General features: G+C 48.9%; 24 protein-coding genes, 4 tRNA genes and 1 pseudogene. 7 read left to right on the top strand and 22 right to left on the bottom strand.

Annotated features, from left to right (window positions below):
• Nucleotides 1-44: 44 nt before the first annotated feature.
• Nucleotides 45-1,406, bottom strand: a complete 1,362-nt coding sequence (gene ffh / locus IG609_RS04875) for a signal recognition particle protein (RefSeq protein ID WP_102119001.1) — start codon at nt 1,404-1,406, stop codon at nt 45-47.
• A gap of 169 nt (nt 1,407-1,575) precedes the next feature.
• On the opposite strand from ffh, the gene IG609_RS04870 reads away from it, so the two are divergent.
• Complete coding sequence (locus IG609_RS04870) at nt 1,576-2,370, top strand: cytochrome C assembly family protein (RefSeq protein WP_193399563.1); 795 nt, start codon at nt 1,576-1,578, stop codon at nt 2,368-2,370.
• 71 nt (nt 2,371-2,441) lie between these two features.
• On the opposite strand, the gene luxS is transcribed toward IG609_RS04870, so the two are convergent.
• The 14 genes from luxS to IG609_RS04800 all read right to left on the bottom strand — a co-directional run bounded on the left by luxS (nt 2,442) and on the right by IG609_RS04800 (nt 13,055).
• The gene (gene luxS / locus IG609_RS04865; protein ID WP_193399562.1) at nt 2,442-2,957 is read right to left on the bottom strand and encodes an S-ribosylhomocysteine lyase; all 516 of its coding nucleotides are present in this window, start codon (nt 2,955-2,957) and stop codon (nt 2,442-2,444) included.
• A gap of 152 nt (nt 2,958-3,109) precedes the next feature.
• Complete coding sequence (gene gshA / locus IG609_RS04860; RefSeq protein WP_193399561.1) at nt 3,110-4,663, bottom strand: glutamate--cysteine ligase; 1,554 nt, start codon at nt 4,661-4,663, stop codon at nt 3,110-3,112.
• Nucleotides 4,664-4,745: 82 nt separating this feature from the next.
• Nucleotides 4,746-5,174 (bottom strand): YqaA family protein, encoded by a 429-nt coding sequence (locus tag IG609_RS04855; RefSeq protein ID WP_116156399.1) that lies wholly within the window; start codon nt 5,172-5,174, stop codon nt 4,746-4,748.
• Nucleotides 5,171-5,737 (bottom strand): fructose-1-phosphate/6-phosphogluconate phosphatase, encoded by a 567-nt coding sequence (yqaB, locus tag IG609_RS04850; RefSeq protein ID WP_193399560.1) that lies wholly within the window; start codon nt 5,735-5,737, stop codon nt 5,171-5,173. The genes IG609_RS04855 and yqaB overlap by 4 nt, the downstream gene beginning before the upstream one ends.
• 389 nt (nt 5,738-6,126) lie before the next feature.
• Nucleotides 6,127-6,203, bottom strand: a tRNA-Arg gene (locus IG609_RS04845).
• Between the two features lie 189 nt (nt 6,204-6,392).
• Nucleotides 6,393-6,469, bottom strand: a tRNA-Arg gene (locus IG609_RS04840).
• Between the two features lie 71 nt (nt 6,470-6,540).
• Nucleotides 6,541-6,615: transfer RNA gene (locus IG609_RS04835), tRNA-Arg, on the bottom strand.
• Nucleotides 6,616-6,623: 8 nt separating this feature from the next.
• Nucleotides 6,624-6,716: transfer RNA gene (locus tag IG609_RS04830), tRNA-Ser, on the bottom strand.
• 294 nt (nt 6,717-7,010) lie between these two features.
• The gene (gene csrA, locus IG609_RS04825; protein ID WP_005972168.1) at nt 7,011-7,196 is read right to left on the bottom strand and encodes a carbon storage regulator CsrA; all 186 of its coding nucleotides are present in this window, start codon (nt 7,194-7,196) and stop codon (nt 7,011-7,013) included.
• A gap of 324 nt (nt 7,197-7,520) precedes the next feature.
• Nucleotides 7,521-10,148 (bottom strand): alanine--tRNA ligase, encoded by a 2,628-nt coding sequence (gene alaS / locus IG609_RS04820; protein ID WP_193399556.1) that lies wholly within the window; start codon nt 10,146-10,148, stop codon nt 7,521-7,523.
• 138 nt (nt 10,149-10,286) lie between these two features.
• Entirely contained in the window at nt 10,287-10,775 is a 489-nt protein-coding gene (recX, locus tag IG609_RS04815; protein ID WP_116167219.1) for a recombination regulator RecX, read from the bottom strand.
• Nucleotides 10,776-10,820: 45 nt separating this feature from the next.
• Nucleotides 10,821-11,894, bottom strand: coding sequence for a recombinase RecA (recA, locus tag IG609_RS04810; protein ID WP_116155136.1), 1,074 nt, complete (start codon nt 11,892-11,894; stop codon nt 10,821-10,823).
• A 107-nt stretch (nt 11,895-12,001) separates the two neighbouring features.
• Nucleotides 12,002-12,496, bottom strand: coding sequence for a nicotinamide-nucleotide amidase (pncC, locus tag IG609_RS04805; RefSeq protein ID WP_116155135.1), 495 nt, complete (start codon nt 12,494-12,496; stop codon nt 12,002-12,004).
• A gap of 223 nt (nt 12,497-12,719) precedes the next feature.
• Complete coding sequence (locus IG609_RS04800; RefSeq protein ID WP_010285350.1) at nt 12,720-13,055, bottom strand: hypothetical protein; 336 nt, start codon at nt 13,053-13,055, stop codon at nt 12,720-12,722.
• A gap of 479 nt (nt 13,056-13,534) precedes the next feature.
• On the opposite strand from IG609_RS04800, the gene IG609_RS04795 reads away from it, so the two are divergent.
• The 4 genes from IG609_RS04795 to IG609_RS20450 all read left to right on the top strand — a co-directional run bounded on the left by IG609_RS04795 (nt 13,535) and on the right by IG609_RS20450 (nt 15,349).
• The gene (locus IG609_RS04795; RefSeq protein ID WP_102119011.1) at nt 13,535-14,023 is read left to right on the top strand and encodes an SRPBCC family protein; all 489 of its coding nucleotides are present in this window, start codon (nt 13,535-13,537) and stop codon (nt 14,021-14,023) included.
• An 83-nt stretch (nt 14,024-14,106) separates the two neighbouring features.
• Nucleotides 14,107-14,781 (top strand): MarC family NAAT transporter, encoded by a 675-nt coding sequence (locus IG609_RS04790; RefSeq protein WP_010307203.1) that lies wholly within the window; start codon nt 14,107-14,109, stop codon nt 14,779-14,781.
• A gap of 74 nt (nt 14,782-14,855) precedes the next feature.
• On the top strand, nt 14,856-15,209 hold the full coding sequence (locus IG609_RS04785; RefSeq protein ID WP_240349038.1) for a GGDEF domain-containing protein: 354 nt from the start codon (nt 14,856-14,858) through the stop codon (nt 15,207-15,209).
• Complete coding sequence (locus tag IG609_RS20450; protein WP_264177038.1) at nt 15,170-15,349, top strand: GGDEF domain-containing protein; 180 nt, start codon at nt 15,170-15,172, stop codon at nt 15,347-15,349. The genes IG609_RS04785 and IG609_RS20450 overlap by 40 nt, the downstream gene beginning before the upstream one ends.
• A gap of 313 nt (nt 15,350-15,662) precedes the next feature.
• Here the strand turns inward: IG609_RS20450 and IG609_RS04780 are convergent.
• Nucleotides 15,663-15,844: pseudogene (locus IG609_RS04780) on the bottom strand (LysR family transcriptional regulator); the annotation flags it as partial.
• A gap of 186 nt (nt 15,845-16,030) precedes the next feature.
• Here IG609_RS04780 and grxB point away from each other — a divergent pair.
• Nucleotides 16,031-16,666 (top strand): glutaredoxin 2, encoded by a 636-nt coding sequence (gene grxB, locus IG609_RS04775; protein ID WP_193399557.1) that lies wholly within the window; start codon nt 16,031-16,033, stop codon nt 16,664-16,666.
• A gap of 97 nt (nt 16,667-16,763) precedes the next feature.
• On the opposite strand, the gene IG609_RS04770 is transcribed toward grxB, so the two are convergent.
• The 3 genes from IG609_RS04770 to pvcA all read right to left on the bottom strand — a co-directional run bounded on the left by IG609_RS04770 (nt 16,764) and on the right by pvcA (nt 18,481).
• A complete protein-coding gene (locus IG609_RS04770) occupies nt 16,764-17,186 on the bottom strand; it encodes a bacteriocin immunity protein (RefSeq protein WP_116156701.1) in 423 nt (140 codons plus the stop codon).
• Nucleotides 17,187-17,292: 106 nt separating this feature from the next.
• On the bottom strand, nt 17,293-17,442 hold the full coding sequence (locus tag IG609_RS04765) for a hypothetical protein (RefSeq protein WP_165572846.1): 150 nt from the start codon (nt 17,440-17,442) through the stop codon (nt 17,293-17,295).
• A gap of 79 nt (nt 17,443-17,521) precedes the next feature.
• A complete protein-coding gene (gene pvcA, locus IG609_RS04760) occupies nt 17,522-18,481 on the bottom strand; it encodes an L-tyrosine isonitrile synthase (protein ID WP_193399558.1) in 960 nt (319 codons plus the stop codon).
• A gap of 437 nt (nt 18,482-18,918) precedes the next feature.
• Between pvcA and IG609_RS04755 the strand changes: the two genes are divergently transcribed.
• A protein-coding gene (locus IG609_RS04755) for an IS1 family transposase (RefSeq protein WP_250127212.1) occupies nt 18,919-19,616 on the top strand; the annotation gives its coding sequence in 2 pieces (ribosomal slippage) (nt 18,919-19,168 and nt 19,168-19,616; 699 coding nt in all).
• Here IG609_RS04755 and IG609_RS04750 read toward each other — a convergent pair.
• The 3 genes from IG609_RS04750 to IG609_RS04740 form a co-directional block, all read right to left on the bottom strand.
• Nucleotides 19,588-19,764: a hypothetical protein gene (locus tag IG609_RS04750; RefSeq protein ID WP_250116855.1), complete on the bottom strand. Its 177-nt coding sequence runs from the start codon at nt 19,762-19,764 to the stop codon at nt 19,588-19,590. The genes IG609_RS04755 and IG609_RS04750 overlap by 29 nt on opposite strands.
• Before the next feature lie 1,168 nt (nt 19,765-20,932).
• Nucleotides 20,933-21,253 carry a type II toxin-antitoxin system RelE/ParE family toxin gene (locus IG609_RS04745; RefSeq protein ID WP_102119016.1) on the bottom strand — a complete coding sequence of 107 codons (321 nt, stop codon included), beginning with the start codon at nt 21,251-21,253 and terminating at the stop codon, nt 20,933-20,935.
• Nucleotides 21,253-21,531, bottom strand: a complete 279-nt coding sequence (locus tag IG609_RS04740) for a type II toxin-antitoxin system ParD family antitoxin (protein WP_102119017.1) — start codon at nt 21,529-21,531, stop codon at nt 21,253-21,255. The genes IG609_RS04745 and IG609_RS04740 overlap by 1 nt, the downstream gene beginning before the upstream one ends.
• Between the last annotated feature and the right edge of the window lie 32 nt (nt 21,532-21,563).

Below are 21,563 nucleotides of genomic sequence, written 5' to 3'. Positions count from 1 at the left end.
GTATAATCACGCCAAGAGTTTCTCTACATCATCGATTTCGGTGATTAACGCCCTGGGAATCCAGGTGGCATCATCCCTTTCATACCGCGCATCATTTTCGCTAGACCGCCGTTTTTCATCTTCTTCATCATTCGTTGCATATCATCGAATTGTTTCAGAAGACGGTTCACGTCCTGTACCTGCATGCCGGAACCCTGCGCGATACGACGTTTACGCGATCCTTTAATAATCTCAGGTTTGGCACGCTCCTGACGCGTCATCGAATTAATGATCGCCTCCATACGCACCAACACCTTGTCATCCATTTGTGATTTAACATTATCAGGCAGTTGGCCCATGCCCGGCATTTTGCTCATCATGCTTGCCATGCCGCCCATGTTACGCATCTGCTTGAGCTGGTCCAGGAAATCGGTCAAATCAAACCCATCGCCCTTCTTCAGTTTATTAGCAAGCTTCTCTGCCTGTGTACGATCGACCTTGCTTTCAATATCTTCAATCAGTGAAAGCACATCGCCCATACCGAGAATTCGCGAGGCAACGCGCTCAGGGTAGAATGGCTCCAGCGCTTCGGTTTTTTCGCCAACACCGAGGAATTTAATTGGCTTGCCAGTAATATGGCGGATAGACAACGCCGCACCGCCACGGGCATCACCATCAATTTTAGTGAGGATCACACCGGTCAGCGGCAGCGCTTCATTAAAGGCTTTCGCCGTATTCGCCGCATCCTGCCCCGTCATGGCATCAACCACAAACAGCGTTTCAACCGGCTTAATCGCCGCGTGAACCTGCTTGATTTCGTCCATCATCGCGTCGTCAACGTGGAGACGACCTGCGGTATCGACTAACAAGACATCGTAGAACTTCAGCTTAGCGTGTTGTAACGCACGTTCTACGATAGCAAGTGGCTTTTCCTGCACGTCTGACGGGAAGAAATCGACACCTACCTGCTCTGCCAACGTTTCCAACTGTTTTATCGCCGCAGGGCGATAAACGTCAGCTGATACCACCAGCACTTTTTTCTTATGCTTTTCGCGCAGGAATTTACCCAGCTTACCTACGCTGGTCGTTTTACCCGCACCTTGCAGACCGGCCATCAGAACAACCGCAGGCGGTTGCGCGGCAAGATTCAGCTCGGCGTTGATTTCACCCATTGCGCTAACGAGTTCATTTTTAACAATCTTGACGAATTCTTGGCCCGGCGTCAGGCTTTTGTTGACCTCATGTCCGACAGCGCGCTCTTTCACGCGATTGATAAAGTCACGCACCACGGGTAACGCGACGTCGGCTTCCAGCAATGCCATACGCACTTCACGCAGCGTTTCTTTGATGTTTTCTTCAGTCAACCGCCCGCGGCCGCTGATATTGCGCAATGTGCGCGAGAGTCGATCGGTTAAATTTTCAAACATATCTCATGCTCAACGTAAGACAGGCCGCCAGCGCGACACGAATGGAAGAGATTATACACAAAAGCGACAACGATCTCAGCGCTGCTGACGGAGAACTGTTGGTGCCCACGGCGACTAACGCTATACTGATTCTCTATTTTACCTAGTTGATATTTAATAGCCTATTTGTATGTCTGTTTTCGCTATTGTGGCGCTTGTCGCCTACACACTCAGCCTTGGACTGATTATCCCCAGTCTGCTACGCAAGAACAGTGCATATCGTCGGCTGGCAATACTCTCGGCCAGCGCTGCGCTAATTTGTCATGCAGTGGCGCTCTATCAACGCATTTTTGATGTTCAGGTCGGCCAAAACCTGAGCCTGCTGAATATTGGTTCGCTTGTCAGCCTCATCATCTGCACGGTTATGACTATTGTCGCCGCGCGCGATCGCGGCTGGTTTATTCTTCCTATCGTCTATACCTTTGCGCTGATCAATCTGGCCTTCGCCAGCTTAATGCCGAGTGAATTTATTACACATCTGGAAGCGTCACCGGGTTTGATGATCCATATCGGACTTGCCCTTTTCTCCTATGCAACGCTGCTAATTGCTGCCCTTTATGCGCTTCAGCTCGCCTGGCTTGATTATCTGCTCAAGAATAAAAAACTGGGATTTGCCGCTGACATGCCGCCGCTGATGGGTATTGAGCGCAAGATGTTTCACATTACGCAGATTGGCGCCATTCTGCTCACATTAACGCTTTGTACCGGTTTGTTCTATATGGATGACCTGATCGATAACAAAGAGAATCTGCACAAGGCCGTGTTCTCCCTGTTTGCCTGGTTCATCTATATTCTGTTGCTCTGGGGACATTATCATGAAGGATGGCGGGGACGACGCGTCGTCTGGTTCAGCCTGATCGGCGCCCTTATGCTGACGCTGTCCTACTTTGGCAGCCGGGTTATACAGCACTTTCTCGCAGTCTGACTGCGTTCACGAGCATAAAAAAAAGAGAACCCACTTCGGTTCTCTTTTTTTATCTGTGCATATCCAGGAAACTAGATATGTAGCTCGGCTAGTTTATCTTTCGGCAGCGCCAGATCGTCATTTTGGTTGATACCAATATCGCGATCCACGATGTGTTGAGCAATTTCCTGCGCTTCTTTCAGTGAGTGCATCTCATAGGTGCCACACTGGAATTCGTTCAGTTCAGGAATTTTACGCTGATCGGTCACTTTCAGAACGTCAGCCATCGCCGCTTTCCAGGAATCAGCAACACGTTGCTCATCCGGCGTACCAATAAGGCTCATGTAGAAACCCGTACGGCATCCCATCGGAGAAATGTCGATAATTTCAACGCCATCACCGTTTAAATGATCGCGCATAAAGCCCGCAAACAGGTGCTCTAGCGTGTGGATACCACGCTCTGGCATGACTTCAATGTTCGGACGACAGAAGCGCAGGTCAAATACTGTGATATTGTCGCCATGAGGGGTTTTCATGGTTTTAGCGACCCGAACTGCGGGTGCGGCCATACGAGTATGGTCAACGGTAAAGCTGTCTAGTAACGGCATAATTCCACCTCCTCAAAGAAAAAATTCATTTTTTCTCGTTTCCGAGAACTTTTCCTTTTTATGCGAGTCTGACTTACTGAAAGACGCGCATTTATTATCATCATCCCCATTAGAGATGTTTATTTGGCCACAGTTTCTGTGGCCTTTTCTTTTTAATGCGTCGCCAGATAGTCGTCAAAAGTCATCGTATCTTCAGACTCAATCTGACGTTGACGCTGCCAGGAGTTTTCGCTAGCAGCAGCCAATTGTTTTTCCGTCAACACCTGCAGCGGCTCGCTGCTGAGCATTTTGCGGTATTCTTCCGCTAAATTCAGCCCCACGCTACCATTGCCTTCTTGCTTCATCAACGTTAATAGTCGACCAGAGAACGTCGTTTCTGGATCGTCAAAACCAACAAGCAGCTCGTCACATACCTGCTGATAGTGCGGTTGATCGTTTTCCGCGTCCAACACTTCCGCAACACGGCGTAAATCCGCAAACAGAGATTTTCCCACCTCAGCAATTGGCTGCTGGATGGTTTCGCACCGCATACCCACGGTTTGACCAGGTTTACGCCCTTCCAGGATCACTCGGTTCCAGTTTTTACGCGTACACAGTAGCTCATCCGCGCTCATTTCAGGCGCATCAGCCAGCGCACACCAGATCAGGAATAAATCCAGGAAACGCACCTGGCTTTCACTCACCCCAGTCGGAGAGAAAGGATTAATATCCAATGAACGCACTTCGATATATTCGATTCCGCCACGCAACAACGCATCAGATGGCGTTTCACCCGCACGCGTCACACGCTTCGGACGAATCGGCGCATACAGCTCGTTCTCAATCTGCAAGACGTTCGTATTCAATTGTAGATAACGACCCTCTTTCTTCATACCAACCTCGGCATATTCCTCAGATGGCGTTTTTATCGCGCGCTTTAACGCGGCGACATAGGTATCCAAATCGTTAAACGTAATCCCCAGATTGCTCTGTGATTTATTGGTATAGCCTAAATCACTAAGCCGCAGAGAGGTTGCATAAGGAAGATAAAGCATGCCTTTTTCCGTACGCTCAAACGGCAGCGCGGTTTCCCGCCCTTTCAGGAACGAAGAGCAGATCGCAGGAGAAGCACCGAACAGATAAGGGATCACCCAGCCAAAGCGATAATAGTTGCGGATCAGTCTGAAGTATCCCGCAGAAATGGCTTTTTTCCCGCTTTCTTCATCAGCAATACCCTCTCGCGCCTGCCAGAATGACAGCGGAAGAGAGAAGTTATAATGCACGCCGGAAATAGTCTGCATCAACGCGCCATAGCGGTTTTTCAGCCCTTCACGATAAAGCGTTTTGAAGCGCCCAGCATTTGATGAGCCATACTGCGCCAGCTCGATATTTTGCTCACTGTCGATAAAACACGGCATGCTAAATGGCCACATCCTCTCATCACCCAGATTACGGGAAACGTGACGATGAATATCGCGCAGAAACGTCAGTAGGTGATCGACATCTTTATCGACTGGCGTAATAAACTCCAACAGCGCTTCAGCAAAGTCTGTCGTGATCCACGGGTGTGCCAACGCCGAGCCCAATATTTCTGGGTGTCCTGTTGTAGCAAGATGTCCGTTTGCTGTTACGCGCAATGTTTCGCGTTCAATTCCACGCTGAATACCCTTCACTGCCAGTGGGTGTTTTTCCAGCCAAGAAAGTGCTTCTGAAATGTCCGGGATCAAATCGACCTCCCGTTGTTAAAATGTAATGGTTGTAAGCATAATTGAAACTCAGCAGCACTCACCAGTTCGCATTGCCATCTGGTTAAGACCACCACGCCATCCCCTGTAACGTTATACCTGCCAATACGATATACCGCAGCGCTTTTCCAATACCGATGAAAACCGCCGATTGCACCCAGGGCATGCGTAGCCAACCCGCTAACACGCACAATAAATCGCCTACTACCGGCACCCAGCTAAATAACAGCGCAGCGCAGCCATAGCGCTGTAACCAGTGCATGGCCACCGTATACCCAGCTTGTTGTTTTGGCTGAGGGAGTAAGCGCCCTATAAAAATATTTGTTAACCCGCCCAGCGTATTTCCTACCGTTGCCACAGCAACCAACAGGTAGGGTTTTGCGCTATCAGCAAGCAATAACGTTACCAGCAGCACTTCCGAACTGCCAGGCAGCAGTGTTGCACTGAGCAGGCTACTCCAGAAAAGAGAAAAAGCGGCCCAGAACTCACTCACGATATACGAACGTCAACCACAGCCATGTTAGCGCGCTTAGCGGCTTCAATGCCGTAGTCTGCATCTTCAAACACGATACAGTGTTCTGGTGCGACAGAAATCAATGCAGCGCAACGCAGAAAGGTATCGGGGAAAGGCTTATGCTGTATAACATCATCAGCCCCAACGATTGCATCAAAATAATCATGCAGCCCTAAATGCGTTAGCAATCTATCAGCCATGCCATGCGTGCTACCCGTACCAACTGCCATAGGACGCCGTCCGCGATAGTGCTTAACAACATCAATCAGCGGCAGTGGTTTTACGGTATCCAGCAGCATTTCCTCAACCAGAGCGGTTTTTTCCGCCGCGAGTTGGTGAGCATCAATATCAACCTGATGACTGTCGATAATACGCTGTGCAATACGCCAGGTGGGCGAGCCGTTCAATGCAGCCATAGCACTGGCATCATATTTCATACCATATCGGGCAAGAACCTGATCCCACGCTTTATGGTGCGTTGGTTCAGTATCAAGCAGGGTGCCATCCATATCAAAGATCAACCCTTGATAGCGATCGTACATCATGACTCCATGATCACTGAAAAGAGAGCTTACTTTATCGTAAAGTGAAAACGTTGTCGCTTATTCAATAACCTTATAAAAAACAGGTTATTACCTCCATAGTAGTAGGTAGCCTTCATTTACGCTTCAGCGTAATCTCAATATATAGGCAAGGGAGGGGTAAGAATTAATACACAGAAGTGATGAGAAAATATCGTTCTGATATCAGAAAAATAGAAGGTTGTTCCGCTAGAGCGCACAAAACAGGGTAGAAAGCGATGGGTAAAACAGAAATGCGTATCGGAGAAAATTATGTCTCTTGCTTAGTATTTTGAGTCGTTGTTAAAGCACGGTTATTCTTACGCTTATTGGTTCGCGCCAAGGTAAGAATTTTATTTAACATCGAAATATGGTGCATCCGGGAGGATTCGAACCTCCGACCGCTCGGTTCGTAGCCGAGTACTCTATCCAGCTGAGCTACGGATGCAGAGTGTGGTGCAGAAATAAATGGGGTGAGCAATTAAACGAGATACTTAAGAATGGTGCATCCGGGAGGATTACTCGGCTTCGCCTCGCCCTTCGGGCTGTTGCTAAAGCAACGTTTTCCTCCCTTGTACTTATAGGCCGCATAAGCTGATTATAAGAACAAGATAACAACCTTACCCATATCGAAATATGGTGCATCCGGGAGGATTCGAACCTCCGACCGCTCGGTTCGTAGCCGAGTACTCTATCCAGCTGAGCTACGGATGCATTGATAATTCTTCATCTGCAACAAAACTTGCTTTCACTAATACTACTTGCCTTGCAAAGGCGGTATTTAATGGTGCATCCGGGAGGATTCACCTCCGACCGCTCGGTTCGTAGCCGAGTACTCTATCCAGCTGAGCTACGGATGCATATTAAATGGCGGTGAGGGAGGGATTCGAACCCTCGATGCAGCTTTTGACCGCATACTCCCTTAGCAGGGGAGCGCCTTCAGCCTCTCGGCCACCTCACCTTACATTACCTGATTTGCTACTAAGAACTTCTTGTTAGTGCTCACCGGTACTGCGTGGCGCACATATTACTTTCCCAGACTTATAAGTCAAACAATTTTTCCCACCTTGTGTTCGTTTGAACAATTCGCACCCAAGACGAGCACTTTCACAACAAAAAGTCTATTTTATCGACAGAAAAACAGGTGGTTACCTTGCCAAAGGTAGCGCATAGGAAAAATGGATATATCGATAAATGTGTGGGGGAAAAACAGGAAATAACAATTGCGTCCCGCGAACACGAGACGCATTGTCAATCAATATGACGTCGGTTGAGATTTTTCGGCCTGGATACGCTGATAGATCTCTTCACGGTGGACAGAAACCTCTTTAGGCGCATTAACACCAATACGCACCTGGTTGCCTTTCACTCCTAATACGGTAACCGTTACCTCATCGCCAATCATGAGGGTTTCGCCAACTCGACGAGTCAAAATAAGCATTCTTTGCTCCTTGAAAGATTATAAAGAGTCGGGTCTCTCTGTCTCCCCGCCATTATCCATCATGTGTCGTGAAAACGTAAACCTAGACGATGGTATAACCACACCATCACAATCCGGTTTGTCACTACTTGTTAGTTTAGTCGATATCAGTAGCTCGTGCTTTTGTTATCACAACAACAGGCCTGAGCATGTAAAGCTTCAGAATATCTGAAGGTAACACACTTTCTATCCTGCTTGCCGGATCCTTTTCCGCAGACAAAAACGCCACAACCAGAAAGTTATGGCGTTTTGTCGGATAACGCGAATAAAACGTTATCTGTCGTTTTACAGCTTAGCAGCAACCCAAGATTCAACGCTTGCCAGCGCAGTTGGCAGTGCAGACACATCTGAACCACCAGCCTGAGCCATATCTGGGCGACCACCGCCTTTACCGCCAACCTGCTGGGCAACAAACCCAATCAGTTCACCAGCTTTTACGCGGTCAGTCAGATCTTTCGTTACACCAGAAATCAAGCTAACTCGGCCTTCTGCCGCCGTTCCGAGGACGATAACAGCAGATCCAAGCTGATTCTTCAGGTCATCAACCATCGTGCGCAGCAGTTTAGGATCCACGTTGTCCAGTTGCGTAACCAGCAACTTCACACCGTTAATCTCTTTTGCTTTGCCGGACAGCGACGAGCTTTCCTGCGCCGCTTGTTGAGCCTTCAACTGCTGAAGCTCTTTCTCCAACGCGCGGGCACGATCCAGAACAGAGCGTACCTTATCCGTCAGGTTGTGACTATCCCCTTTCAGCAGTTGCGCAATGTCTTGCAAAACGTCGCTCTGGCGATGCAGTGCAGACAACGCATTCTCACCCGTGGTCGCTTCAATACGACGCACACCGGCAGCAGTACCTGATTCAGAAATGATCTGGAACAGGCCAATATCACCAGTACGGCTTGCGTGCGTGCCCCCACAGAGCTCAATCGAGAAATCCCCCATTGTCAGAACACGGACATGGTCATCGTACTTCTCGCCGAACAGCGCCATTGCGCCCTTCGCTCTCGCATCGTCCAGCGCCATGACATCCGTTTGCACGGTAAGGTTACGGCGGATTTGAGCGTTGACGATATCCTCAACCTGACGAATCTGCTCAGGCTTCATCGCTTCCGTATGTGAGAAGTCAAAACGCAGATAGCTATCGTTAACCAGAGAGCCTTTCTGCGCGACATGATCGCCCAGAACCTGACGCAGCGCAGCATGCAGCAAGTGCGTCGCAGAGTGGTTCAGACGAATGCGATCGCGGCGTTGACTATCAACGTTTGCATCGACACTGTCGTTAACACGCAGCGTGCCCTGAGTCAGTTTACCGACATGGCCAATTGCCTGACCGTATTTCTGAGTATCCTGAACGGCAAAGCTGACGCCCGCATTTTTCAGTTCACCCTGATCGCCAACCTGACCACCGGATTCACCATAAAATGGCGTTTCATTCAGAATCACAACCGCTTCATCACCGGCTACAATCTGATCGACCGCGTTTCCATTGTGATAAATCGCAATAACCTTCGCTTGTTGCTGCGTTTTTTCATAGCCGCAGAATGGCGTGTTTTCATCCACACGGATGAGGCTGTTGTAATCTACGCCAAATCCGCTGGCTTCACGCGCACGCTGGCGCTGGGCCGTCATCGCAGCTTCAAAACCTTCTTCATCGACTTTCAGTCCGCGCTCGCGGCACACATCCGCAGTGAGGTCGACAGGGAAACCATAGGTGTCATACAGGCGGAAGGCTGTTTCGCCATCCAGCGTATCCCCTTTCAGGTTTTTAATTTCTTCGTCCAGCAGAGACAAACCGCGTTCCAACGTGCGGGCAAACTGCTCTTCTTCCGTCTTCAGCGCCTGCTCAACCACAGACTGCTGTTTTTTCAATTCTTCAGCTGCTGGCCCCATGACATGAATCAGCGGCGCAACCAGTTTGTAGAAGAAAGCATCCGTAGCGCCCAGCATATTACCGTGACGCGCAGCGCGGCGGATAATACGGCGCAGAACATAACCACGGTTTTCATTAGACGGCATCACGCCATCGGCAATCAGGAACGCACAAGAGCGGATATGGTCGGCGATAACACGTAGTGATTTATTGGTTAAATCCGTCGTTCCGACGGCTTTCGCTACCGCCTCAATCAGCGTTTTGAACAAATCAATGTCATAGTTTGAATTGACGTGCTGCAAGACGGCAGAAACGCGTTCTAACCCCATGCCAGTATCGACGGACGGTTTTGGCAGTGGCAGCATTGTGCCGTCAGCCTGACGATTGAACTGCATGAACACCAGGTTCCAGATTTCGATATAGCGATCGCCGTCTTCATCAGGGCTTCCCGGCGGGCCACCTGCGATGTGCTCACCGTGATCGTAGAAAATCTCGGTACACGGACCACATGGCCCCGTTTCGCCCATCTGCCAGAAATTATCAGAGGCGTAAGGTCCGCCTTTGTTATCGCCAATACGAATAATTCTTTCGCGCGGCACGCCAACTTCGTCAGCCCAAATGTCGTAGGCTTCATCATCTGTTGCGTATACCGTTACCCACAGTTTTTCTTTCGGCAGATTGAACCACTGAGGAGACGTCAGCAATTCCCACGCATAGCTAATCGCATCATGCTTGAAATAGTCACCGAAGCTGAAGTTACCCAGCATTTCAAAGAAGGTGTGGTGACGTGCGGTATAACCTACGTTTTCCAGGTCATTATGTTTACCACCGGCACGTACGCAGCGCTGCGAGGTCGTCGCTCGGACATAGCTACGTTTATCCAGCCCGAGGAACACATCTTTGAACTGGTTCATACCCGCATTGGTGAATAACAATGTCGGATCGTTGTTCGGCACCAGAGAGCTGCTATCAACAACCTGGTGTCCCTTACTGTGGAAAAAATCGAGAAACGCTTGACGGATCTCAGCGGTGCTCTTGCTCATAATTGTCCTGGAATCAAGCTAGAAGAACAGATCGCGGGCAAGGTTAGTTCAGCATGCTGACGTTACCGAGCAACTCACGAACAAAAAAGTGGGAATAAGATAAATTTTCTTCGATGGGAAGTAAAATCCCGTGTGCGTTCAATCTGAAAAATTCGTATAAATTGACTGGATTTCTTCATGAAAGAAGCCACGATAGAGCAGATATCGCTGATGTTTGACTTTGTCTTTCCATTCATCGGACAGAGGATGCCCGAATTTTCGTTCCACAACCGATTTCGCCAGCGCACACCAGTCGATATCACTCTCGTTTAATGCAGTGGCTAACGTTGTCTTATCGATTCCTTTCTGGCTTAGCTCCATTTTGATCCGCTGAGCACCGTAGCCTTTGCGGCTCCGACTGCTGATATAGCGGCGAGCATAGCGATCGTCATCCAGCCAACCATGTTCCTTGCAGTACGCAATCGCCGCTTCCACATCTTTCACCGCAGCTCGGGCTGTAGCTTCATCTGCTTCATCTTCTGCGCTTTCTGACTTATATAAATACGCCGCACATTTGCGGCGTATTTCGGTTTCACTATAATCGCGAACAGAAAGCACATTCATCGCATAGCGTAATGGTTTATTCATCCATCTACCCGCTGAAATACTCTGTCGGCGATAATTCAGCCACCATTAAAACTCTTCGTTACCTTCACCAGCGAATTCATCTTCGTCACGGCTATTTCCCGCTGTGGCTGGCACCAGCTCATTGCCTTTGTGCAGCAGCATTTCACGCAATTTCTTATCCAGTTCCGCAGCAATCGCTGGGTTCTCTTTCAGGAAATTACAGGCATTTGCTTTACCCTGACCGATCTTGTCGCCGTTATAGCTGTACCAGGCACCCGCTTTTTCGATCAGCTTGTGTTTCACACCCAGATCGACCAGCTCACCGTGGATATTGATGCCTTCGCCGTACAGAATTTGGAATTCAGCCTGTTTGAACGGTGCTGCCACTTTATTCTTCACGACTTTCACACGGGTTTCGCTACCGACAACCTCTTCGCCTTCCTTGATTGCACCAGTACGACGAATATCCAAGCGAACAGAAGCATAAAACTTCAGCGCGTTACCACCGGTAGTGGTTTCAGGGTTACCGAACATCACACCGATTTTCATACGAATCTGGTTAATGAAGATCAGCAGCGTATTGGCTTGCTTCAGGTTACCCGCCAATTTACGCATAGCCTGGCTCATCATACGAGCAGCCAGCCCCATGTGAGAGTCGCCGATTTCACCTTCAATTTCTGCTTTCGGCGTCAGTGCCGCAACGGAGTCGACGATGATAACGTCAACAGCGCCAGAGCGCGTTAATGCATCACAGATCTCCAACGCTTGCTCGCCGGTATCCGGCTGAGAACACAGCAGGTTATCGATATCTACACCAAGCTTTTTCGCATAAATCGGGTCCAGCGCATGCTCAGCATCGATAAACGCACACGTTTTGCCTTCGCGTTGAGCGGCAGCAATAACCTGTAAGGTCAGCGTTGTTTTACCGGAAGATTCTGGGCCATAAATCTCAACGATACGCCCCATTGGTAAACCACCGGCGCCCAAGGCGATATCTAGAGACAAAGAGCCTGTAGAAATGGTTTCAACATCCATTGAGCGATCCTCGCCCAACCGCATGATAGAACCTTTACCAAATTGCTTTTCGATTTGACCCAGTGCTGCCGCAAGTGCCTTTTGTTTGTTCTCATCAATAGCCATTTCTGCTCCTGTCATGCGGCGTAAAGCTGCTGTCTCTACGCGGCTGCTTAATCATGAATTGCCGAATAATTACTGACATTATACTGTATGCGTATACAGCATCAAGGTTATTTTTTCAGAAACGTGTCGAGCAACGTTTGCAGCGCAAAATGGACCGATTGCAGACGCACCGCGTTTCTGTCTCCACTGAACCACATTGTCTGAGCGAATGCCCCACCCTGTTTGTCTGTGAAGCCAAACCATACCGTGCCGACAGGCTTCTCTTCGGTTCCCCCGTCTGGCCCAGCGACGCCGCTTACCGATATGGCGAAATCTGCATCGGCGGCCTGCAAAGCCCCTGCGGCCATCTCATTGACGACGGCTTCACTCACCGCACCATGCTGTTCCAGTGTCTCTGCGTTCACGTTAACCAGACGCTGCTTGGCCAGATTGCTGTATGTCACAAAGCCGTAGTCAAACCAGCCAGAACTACCCGCGATATCGGTAATAGACTTAGCCAACCAGCCTCCGGTGCAGGACTCCGCACATGTCAGCGTGGCACCACGCGCCTTCAGTTTTTCGCCCACCAAAGTACTTAACCGCAGAATGTCAGCTTCCGTCATTGCCGCCTCATCTTAATCAAGGATTGTTGGGTCAGGGTAACACTTTTCCCTGAAAAAGACGCTCCGCTGCGCGGTATGCGAAGCGCATAGCAAAGAAGATGAAAATCGAGGGAAATCGCATTAAACGCTGACGAATAATCAGGGAGAAAATAGCACGACGCGAATAGATCGTCGGCTAGCAGGAATAGAGAGGAATAGGAGTAATTAATAATGATGGAGCAATTTACATACAGCCTGCACAACTGGTGCATCGCCAGTCCTGCTTATTTATAGCCTGAAAGAAATATCTGAAATAACATTCTTCGATAGGGACATTATTTTCTTCAAAGCTATCGGCCAACCAGTCGATATTTTCCAGAATCCAATCATCCTCATCGAGTCCGTCTCGGTACATTTCATCATCAGGATCGATGATAGAGTAGATCCCCATCGTTCCCATATGATTTTCTTTATATTTTTCCGGTAACGTGAAATCGTTTTCTTTATAAGATATTAACCAGTGACCGTGGCAAAGCAGGTTACCATTACGGCTCCACCTCGCAATAAATGGGTTACTCATATTTATTCCTACCAGCATGAAAGCTGATTATAAACGTATCACGACATGTCTATAAAGTAAATTACACACAACCATCTCGCCATTTAAATAATAGAAAATAGGGATACCATTTTATTACATCTTAATAGGTACAAAACCATTAACGATAACTTGATAAATATCAATTTATATAGCAATGAAATATCTAAACAGAGAAGTACAAATAAAAAAAGCCCACTAAAAATAGTGGGCGGGGTACTGCTATTATCGTTATGTAAAAAACCCTGGTGTTTTGCGGCACTTCATTCGGCTTCTGTCTGATTCTTACACTACCGAACGAACATTAACGCAACATTAGGCGCATAAAGATTCTGACGATTGCTGTGATAGCCTGCGCCAACCCTATCACCACCGTCTCCGCTTTGCTTGTTGGTCGAGATCGGTCAGAATGGCGTGAACATGCCCATAAAGGGGTAATAATCCATTAGGGAGAATGACGGGTGTTTCCCTCTTTCTTAAGAAGAACCGCAGCGAAAAACGGCAGTTATGCCAATGAAATCAGTAGCAGCATTACGATCAATCGCCCAGCAGAACGTTTGTTTGATCTCTGGCGCAAACCGGAAACGTTGCCGATCCTGATGGGCCACTTCGCCAGTATCGAGATACTAAACTATACCGACTCTAATTGGCGGATTAACACGCCGATTGGCGCGCTCATTGAGTGGCAGGCTCGTATTATTGATGAAAAACTGGGGGAGTATATCCACTGGCGTTCGCTGGAAGGGGCGCGGGTTCCGAATGAAGGCCGGCTTTCTTTTCAACCGGCCACATCGGAAGCGGGTACAACCGTAACGCTGACCATTCGCTACAACCCACCTGGGGGCTTGATCGGGAAAAAAATCGGCCAAATGTTTGATATGTTTTCTCGCGATATGCTGACAAAGACACTCTATCGTTTTAAAAAATTAGCGGAGGATGAACTGACCTAAACCGCGCCAAACGCCGTAGCGACAGGTCATCTATTGACCGTTTTCCTGAACTAACGAAAGCGCCCCAATAAAAGGAACGTAGAATGCTGGAATTGATTCAAACCATTGGTCTTGGTCTCGTGTTAATCCTGCCACTCGCGAACCCACTGACAACGGTTGCGGTATTTTTAGCGATGTCCGGCAACATGAGCCAGGGGGAACGAAATCGCCAGATCTTTCAGGCTTCGCTCTACGTCTTCATCATTATGACTGTCGCGTACTACGCAGGTCAGGTCGTAATGAATACCTTCGGAATATCCATTCCCGGATTGCGCATTGCCGGCGGGCTCATCGTCGCATTTATCGGGTTTCGCATGCTTTTTCCTCAGCAAAAGCCAGAGCATGCGCCTGAAGTAAAAAGCAAAAAAGAAGAAATCAACGACAGTTTCTCCGCCAATGAGGTCAATATCGCTTTCGTGCCGCTAGCGATGCCCAGCACCGCAGGGCCAGGAACCATTGCCCTAATCATTAGCTCTGCCTCACAAATCAAGAGCGGCGTCGATATCACGCCATGGGTGATTACCGTTGCCCCCGTACTCACGTTTATGTTGATCAGCCTGATCGTCTGGCTCAGTCTGAAAAGTTCGGGTCTGATTATGCGTCTTATCGGAAAAAGCGGCATTGAAGCCATTTCACGACTGATGGGGTTCCTGCTGGTGTGCATGGGCGTACAGTTCATCATTAACGGTACGCTGGAGATCGTACATTCCCTGCATTAAGTTGAAGCTTTAATTCTATTTTCGTTGCAGATACCCAGAATCAGAGACACGCGTTCTACCCAACCTTGCTGAACATGAAAGGAAGTACGCTGACCTCTGATGCCAGCAAGCAGACGCTCGTGGAACAAAAGTCATTAATCAGCCATTCTTATATTCCCGTTACGGGAAATCTGAATGATATCGACCATTTCAAATGCGTGAACGATGCCTACGGACACAATATCGGCGATGACGTCATCAGGCTGTTGGCAGAAAACATAAAACAGGGCTCGCGCGCATCCGATCTGATTTACCGTACTGGCGGAGAGGAATTCCTCGCACTTCTGCCCGATACGGACATGACGCAGGCCGCTGATATTGCTGAATGGTTGCGTAAAAAGTGGAAAAAATGCCACTGCCGATTCCTGAAACCATCACGATTTCATTAGGCGTCACCTGTTTTATTCTGGGAACGGAGCAGATCGATAGCGTCTTGAAAATCGCGGACGAGGCCCTCTATCAGGCCGAGTATGAAGGCAGAAGCCGAGTCGTTATCAAAATAGCCTCAGTTAATCATGACACAGAATAGGCACGCTCAACACGAATCCAACAAGCGGGAATACAGGCAAAAAAAACCCGCGCAAGGCGGGCCAAGGTCATTCTAATGACAGGGATGGTTAACTAACACAACACTCACAGGGATGTGAGGTACTGACAAGGGATGTAAGGACTATAGCAAGTCAAATGTATAGTATTGTCATCAGCAAGTAAGGTTAATCTATCGGTTGTAAAACAACATTGGTGAGACTTCCCGGCCGCCCTATCTGACTATTTCAGTTGGCTTTCCCTCGGTCGCAATGGCGCTTTTTGGAGTTTCATCAGCACAACCAGCAGCGCCATGATTGCCCCCTCCCGCTAACCACATGCTCTTGAGCATCCCCCAGTACCTTTAACGCGGGGCGATTTGCTCATAAAAATTCTGCCCGGTTTCTGTCGACGTCAGGCCTCGGGTAGAGCGAAGCAGAAGCGGCGTTGCCAACTGATTTTCAAGCTGCATGATGGCTTTGAACACCGCGGGTTGCCCAGCATCATGCAGTAATCTGGTGTGGGTCACGCGATTCACACCGTGCCCTTCCTTTCCCTGCCATCGCCTTCTTCAGGCACATTCACTTTACCGCCGACCGCATCAGGTATTACTCTGATGCCATGACTTGTCATGACAGGGCTGGCAAATTTTTGCCGCCTTTTTCAAAATATTACGAGGCGATGTATGAAACTATTCATTTACGAACACTGCCCATTCTGTGTCAGAGCCAGAATGATTTTTGGCCTGAAGGATCTGCCTGTTGAGCAATCTGTGATTATGGAAGGCGACATCGACACGCCAACACGCATGGTAGGCCGCAAAGTGGTGCCGATCCTGCAGAAAGAAGACGGCAGCTTCATGCCGGAAAGCATGGATATCGTCCACTATGTCGACAGCAAGCAAGCGCCGTTAATCGCCGATAAACCGGTTGATGCTGAGATTGAAGCCTGGTGTAAGTCCGTTTCCAGCGCGGTGTTTAACCTTGCGGTTCCCCGTTTTACGAAAGTCGATTTCAAAGAGCTTTCCACACCGGAGGCGCGCCATGCCTACATCCTGCGCGAAGAAAAAGCCTTCGGCGATCTGGATGCACTGCTCGCGAAAACACCGGAATTGATTGCGGAAGTGGAGCAGAAACTCGAGGCGCTGGAACCGCGTCTGGCAAACGTCAGCGCCATTTCCACCACCGATTTTATTCTGTTCCCTATTTTATTATCGCTCACGATCGTGAAAGGCGTGCAATTTGGCCCTCACGTTCAGGCGTACCTTGATCGTGTCTCAACAGCCAGCAAGGTCGCATTGTTGACCGATAAAGCGCTGTAAAACGGCAAGATAGAAACAACAAAGGAGCGGCTTATAGCGGCTCCTTATTTTTAGCAACGTTCGGATAACGTCGTTCATTTACCCATATCAATCAGGATTATTGATCCTTGGGATAAAGTTCACACCCTTCTACGTCGTGCTCAAGCTCAGTCACCGAATACGACTGAGCATTTTTCGTTTTCTTTATCAGGAAAGGACTTGTCGAAAAATAGCTCCCAATGTTCGCATCATCCACGAAACAGGCAATGATCTCCTTTTCATTTTCCGAGATAATACGTAGCGAATACGTCCAACTGCCATCTGTGTCTGTTGCTTCTGCCCGGTCTTTTTCCTGGCTAAACACATAATCACCGGTATCTTTCAGCAACGTCCCCTTCGGGAAATGTTTTGGTCCAAAAGAACTGCGGAAAGTAGTCACATCCAAATGTTTCAGCAGCGTCAGCGCATCCGTTTTTGTTGCTGAAAAACCGGTCTGGGGAATCATCAATACTGAAAAAATCACGGCCAAAAATAGCTTCATTTACTGCAACCCTGCGATAGAACATCCATGCGCGTATTTTATTTTAAAAACACGGTTCGCAATAGCGTTATGGGGCACGCTTTTACCCCATAACGCGTGACGGATTTCAGGCGTTATTTTGCCGTAACGTCTTACTAAACGCGCTTTGCGTTTCCGGCATGACATGATGATATTCCAGCGCATGCTGATTAAGGAAGCACACACCTTCGATCGGCAGCGTACCAAAAGGGGAAAGCGGTTTAATGCGACGGTCCATGCTATTTTCCACCCTGTATATTCCTTTATAAGATGACAATATCGATGTCTCGGTGAACGATAAGGCGAGAACAGCGCGCTTATGCCAGATCAGGCTGTTTAACTAAGTAATGGCTAGGCATACCGCGGATTTCCACGATTTCGCCATCCAGTTGCTGTGCTTCTATATTCTTCATTAACACAAACTGCCCATTAACATTGGCGGCAACACCATGCCAAGGCGTCAACCAGTCATCTTTGGTGGGCATCATATGAATGCCCAGTTTTAGGCTGTCCGCAGGTTGAGGGTGAATAGACAAACGGATAGCGTCTGGGAAATTCTCAGCAAGCAGATTGCCCCACGCCCAGCTACGTTGAATAACGCCACATGCGCGTTTTTTAGCATCCTTCTGTAAGGCTGTATTAGAGCCAGTATAGTCAGGCCGCAGGCTATCTTCATAGAGGAAGCGAGTTATTGAACGATAAAGCTGCAAACCTTCTTCGCTCTGCATAAGTTGCTCCTTAATCTCCTCTTCTGATTCGGCGTAATCCTCAACCAGCCGTTGGCGAAGATGATCATAGTCAGCGGTGAGTGCCGCCATATTCTCTACATCCTTAAGATTAAAGACGCTGAGATGAACCGCTCCAAGTTCATGCAATAAGTTTTCGATCTCATCCTGATAGGTATTAATGGTTTCGTCGCTGGTCCCAATCAGATCGCCAAATACATGCCCATCCGAGCAAATACGGATATGTGCGCCAGGCGCATAATAAAGCTGGATACGCTGACATAACGAATTCAGAAATATCAGGGACAAGCGCTCAGCCATGTCTGGCATTCTCCCCAGTACTTTATAAGGGCTGGGAGATTTAACGGGAAACGCTGGCAGAATAAGCTCAATCCGACGACCTTCGTCAACAAAAGCACGAATTCTGGGTAATTGAACCTGAGTCACCAGAGATTCTTCTTCATTCACTGATTTCGTCGAGTGAGTGAATCGACGTCGGTATTGAATTAATTCACTTAATATTAGCGATGAAACTAATTCATTATTTATCATATCAAAAAAACCTTATTAATTTACATTAATTTAAAAATGGAATTAACCACATAGCTACGACGCACAAACAATAGAATAAAAACCATCCATGCGTACAAAGAAAATACTGAATAACATATTCAGTATTTTTATTTACATTGCTAATAATTAAATCCGATCATAAAATTAATATAGAAAAAATAGAGCACCTTTGTGCATTGAAAATAATCATGCAGCAGACACCATTAACAACACCGGCAATACCATGAATAAAGAGGAAATAATTATAATGGAAATTGAACTACCCAGAAAAAGCTAATCAACCACCAGGGCAGGGCGGGATCCCACTTTACTTATTGAAATAGAGAACTTATTTCGATTTTAGGTCACGCATTCAACTCGGTGATCGTCAGGTAGAATGTTCATCTGTTTTCCTAAATATTTAGAAGAAGAGCCTGATGGCAACGGTTGAGGTAAAATGCCCGTTTTGTGAGCAAACAGACTCGGTTAAAAAACATGGACTGGGAAGCACCGGTCATCAGCGCTTCCGCTGTCAGACCTGTTGTCGAAGTTTTCAGCTTGAGTATGAATATCGTGCCTGTCAGCAGGGTATGAAAGAGAAAATTGTTGACCTTGCCATGAACAATGCCGGTATCCGCGATACCGCACGCGCGCTGCATATCAGTATTAATGCCGTTGTACGCACCTTAAAAAACTCGCGCCGCGATGTGTAACCACGCTTCCGCTGGACAATCTCCAGATTCAGCTTATCTGCGAAGTTGATGAAATGTGGTCGTTTGTTGGCAACAACAAGCAACAACGCTGGTTGTGGTATGCATGGGAGCCTCGTCTCAAACGTATTGTTGCTCATGCTGTTGGGCGTCGGAACAAAAAGACGTTGCGCAAATTACTGGGATTGCTTTCAGGCTTCAGCATAGCTTTCTGGTGTACGGATAACTTCAGTGCTTATGAGATGTTGCCGGATAAAAAGCATATAACTGGCAAGCTTTACACGCAGCGGATTGAACGTGAAAATCTGAATCTTCGCAACCGGTTAAAACGACTGAATCGTAAAACTATCGGGTACTCAAAATCAGTGGAAATGCATGACAAGATAATCGGCACATTCATCGAGCGTGAACATTATCTGCAATGACCTGATCTACATATTGAATACGTGCCCCCCCGTGAGAATCCAATCCGTAACGCTTAAATTGTCCATCTTTATTTTTCTTACCAGTATTAAAACCGGGAGATTTAGTATGCAGTGTCGTTTCAGAGTCTGGAGATACATGATCTTTCATGAAGCCTTCTCTTGTTCGGCTTTCAGGAGTAGGTGAGGCTCCTCCAAGATTTGATGATTCTCTAGCTCTCCGACTTGCCTCAATATTATCAAGCACTCTCTGCCGCTGTTCACATGCAGATTCAGCCAACCCCAACGGGTCTACCCACTCCAATGGATTGTGAACGTAGGCTTGAGGCCGGATACCACCCAGCAACCCTATCGGGTCATAGGGACGATCCTGACACGGTCGTACTTTTTAGCGCACTTAACCCATTGAAGCAACGGCCTTTTTAAGTCGCGTTTTTCGCCAACTTAACACCACATTAACCCCAACACCCCGACGCGCACTTTTAGCCCCGAACACGCTACCGCCATGCTGTGACTTCCCTGTCTGCATAAGTCACATCATAGCAGCGGCGCCAGCCGCTGCCATTAGTCGTTTCGCCTTTTGGGTTTACCCCCTCAACCCGCACGGCTTCCGCAACTCGCTTGGGGAAGCCGTGCGGGTTCTGCGGGTGCGGGCGGCAAAGAGTCCGCAAGCGTCGGCCTGCGACGCTCTGGTGCACAGTGCCGGAGGGAACCGCAGGTTTGCATGACCACGCCACACTGGGCGGGTTGCGGAAGCTGGCGAGCGGGGAAGGAGCAAGGAGCCTGCGACTGCGACCCCGCGCAGCCAGACGCAGCCGGGCGGGCATGAAGCCGTTAAGCGCCGTGACGAAGGAACGGCTTCTGCTTTGGGGTTGACGTTGGTCGAGGATTGACGCAGCAGCCTGCGCCGCCAGGGAGGGCGGCCACACCGTGGAAGCCGAAGAACGGGCGCGATGCCGACAGCAGAGGGCGCAGCCCTGTGCGCCACGCTGTTCTGAGGAGCACAACCCCGGCGGCCAGCCGCACACCGATGTGGAAGTAACCGCAGCGCGCCCATTACCCGACCGGCGCAGACATAATGTGTGTTACGCGTTGGCCGCGTTCAGCGGCTTTCGCGTAATGCCACATTATGTTGAATGACGACAGGCCAGCAACGATTGTTGCAGAGAGTGATGACGGTGAGCGCTGGCCGGGCGGCATTTACCGCCGGAGCGCCTTGACCACATAAGGCAAGCGGTGCGCCATGGACGGCGCACCGTTTGCCCTGCACCGTCCTGCGATGTTGAAGAGAGTGAGCTACTTTTTGTGACTGTCTGCGTTCAGTCAGCATCATCCGTCAGCAGGTCGCTTTCATAGTCCTGACCACCGTGCCAGATGCCCAGCACCGTTACCGTCCTTTTGTCTTCTTCCACCATGAAGGCAATGACCGTTCTTTTACGGTAGTTCGTCACGCGAAGCCCCGCCAGAAGGTCATTACGGGTGTTTCCCCTCTCCGGGAACAGCGCCAGTGACTCACAGTAATCAACCACGCTTTCCGTGTAGCTCAGCGCCGTATTCGGTGTCGCCGCCTCCGCGATATAACCATACAACGCGGCAAGTTGATCTTCCGCTTCGGGTGCGAACACCACCTGATACTCCATTATGACTCTCCGGTCGCCTTCTTATGCTCGGATTTCAGTCGGTTTCTTATGTCGTTACCGCTGAGGCTGTCCGTTTCACCCCGTTGCAGCGCATTCCATGCCGGAACAACCTGCTCCTGCAACCACTTCTCCACCGCATTATCACGCGCCAGCAGCGCCCGAAGTCCTTCTCGGATAACTTCGCTTTCCGACGCATATTCGCCGCTGGCAACACGCGCTTTGACCAGTGCCGCCATCTCATTCGGCAACGTGATGCTCATCTGCTGTGTCGTTCTCATTGGTAACCCCTTTCTCCCGCCAAGTAGGATTT

This window comes from Pectobacterium quasiaquaticum, from assembly GCF_014946775.2.
In the GTDB taxonomy this organism is placed as follows: domain Bacteria; phylum Pseudomonadota; class Gammaproteobacteria; order Enterobacterales; family Enterobacteriaceae; genus Pectobacterium; species Pectobacterium aquaticum.
The sequence above is the reverse complement of the archived record's forward strand: the minus strand, read 5'-3'. Positions and strand labels throughout refer to the sequence as shown.

Excerpts from the sequence above, each read along its gene's own strand:
- IG609_RS04770 (WP_116156701.1), bottom strand. The coding sequence starts at position 17,186 with ATGAAGCTATTTTTGGCCGTGATTTTTTCAGTATTGATGATTCCCCAG.
- yqaB (WP_193399560.1), bottom strand. The coding sequence starts at position 5,737 with ATGTACGATCGCTATCAAGGGTTGATCTTTGATATGGATGGCACCCTG.
- pvcA (WP_193399558.1), bottom strand. The coding sequence starts at position 18,481 with ATGATAAATAATGAATTAGTTTCATCGCTAATATTAAGTGAATTAATT.
- luxS (WP_193399562.1), bottom strand. The coding sequence starts at position 2,957 with ATGCCGTTACTAGACAGCTTTACCGTTGACCATACTCGTATGGCCGCA.
- pncC (WP_116155135.1), bottom strand. The coding sequence starts at position 12,496 with ATGACGGAAGCTGACATTCTGCGGTTAAGTACTTTGGTGGGCGAAAAA.
- IG609_RS04750 (WP_250116855.1), bottom strand. The coding sequence starts at position 19,764 with ATGAAAGATCATGTATCTCCAGACTCTGAAACGACACTGCATACTAAA.
- IG609_RS04785 (WP_240349038.1), top strand. The coding sequence starts at position 14,856 with ATGAAAGGAAGTACGCTGACCTCTGATGCCAGCAAGCAGACGCTCGTG.
- IG609_RS04765 (WP_165572846.1), bottom strand. The coding sequence starts at position 17,442 with ATGGACCGTCGCATTAAACCGCTTTCCCCTTTTGGTACGCTGCCGATC.
- IG609_RS20450 (WP_264177038.1), top strand. The coding sequence starts at position 15,170 with ATGCCACTGCCGATTCCTGAAACCATCACGATTTCATTAGGCGTCACC.
- IG609_RS04745 (WP_102119016.1), bottom strand. The coding sequence starts at position 21,253 with ATGGAGTATCAGGTGGTGTTCGCACCCGAAGCGGAAGATCAACTTGCC.
- recA (WP_116155136.1), bottom strand. The coding sequence starts at position 11,894 with ATGGCTATTGATGAGAACAAACAAAAGGCACTTGCGGCAGCACTGGGT.
- IG609_RS04790 (WP_010307203.1), top strand. The coding sequence starts at position 14,107 with ATGCTGGAATTGATTCAAACCATTGGTCTTGGTCTCGTGTTAATCCTG.
- recX (WP_116167219.1), bottom strand. The coding sequence starts at position 10,775 with ATGAATAAACCATTACGCTATGCGATGAATGTGCTTTCTGTTCGCGAT.
- csrA (WP_005972168.1), bottom strand. The coding sequence starts at position 7,196 with ATGCTTATTTTGACTCGTCGAGTTGGCGAAACCCTCATGATTGGCGAT.
- ffh (WP_102119001.1), bottom strand. The coding sequence starts at position 1,406 with ATGTTTGAAAATTTAACCGATCGACTCTCGCGCACATTGCGCAATATC.
- IG609_RS04870 (WP_193399563.1), top strand. The coding sequence starts at position 1,576 with ATGTCTGTTTTCGCTATTGTGGCGCTTGTCGCCTACACACTCAGCCTT.
- grxB (WP_193399557.1), top strand. The coding sequence starts at position 16,031 with ATGAAACTATTCATTTACGAACACTGCCCATTCTGTGTCAGAGCCAGA.
- IG609_RS04800 (WP_010285350.1), bottom strand. The coding sequence starts at position 13,055 with ATGAGTAACCCATTTATTGCGAGGTGGAGCCGTAATGGTAACCTGCTT.
- IG609_RS04740 (WP_102119017.1), bottom strand. The coding sequence starts at position 21,531 with ATGAGAACGACACAGCAGATGAGCATCACGTTGCCGAATGAGATGGCG.
- alaS (WP_193399556.1), bottom strand. The coding sequence starts at position 10,148 with ATGAGCAAGAGCACCGCTGAGATCCGTCAAGCGTTTCTCGATTTTTTC.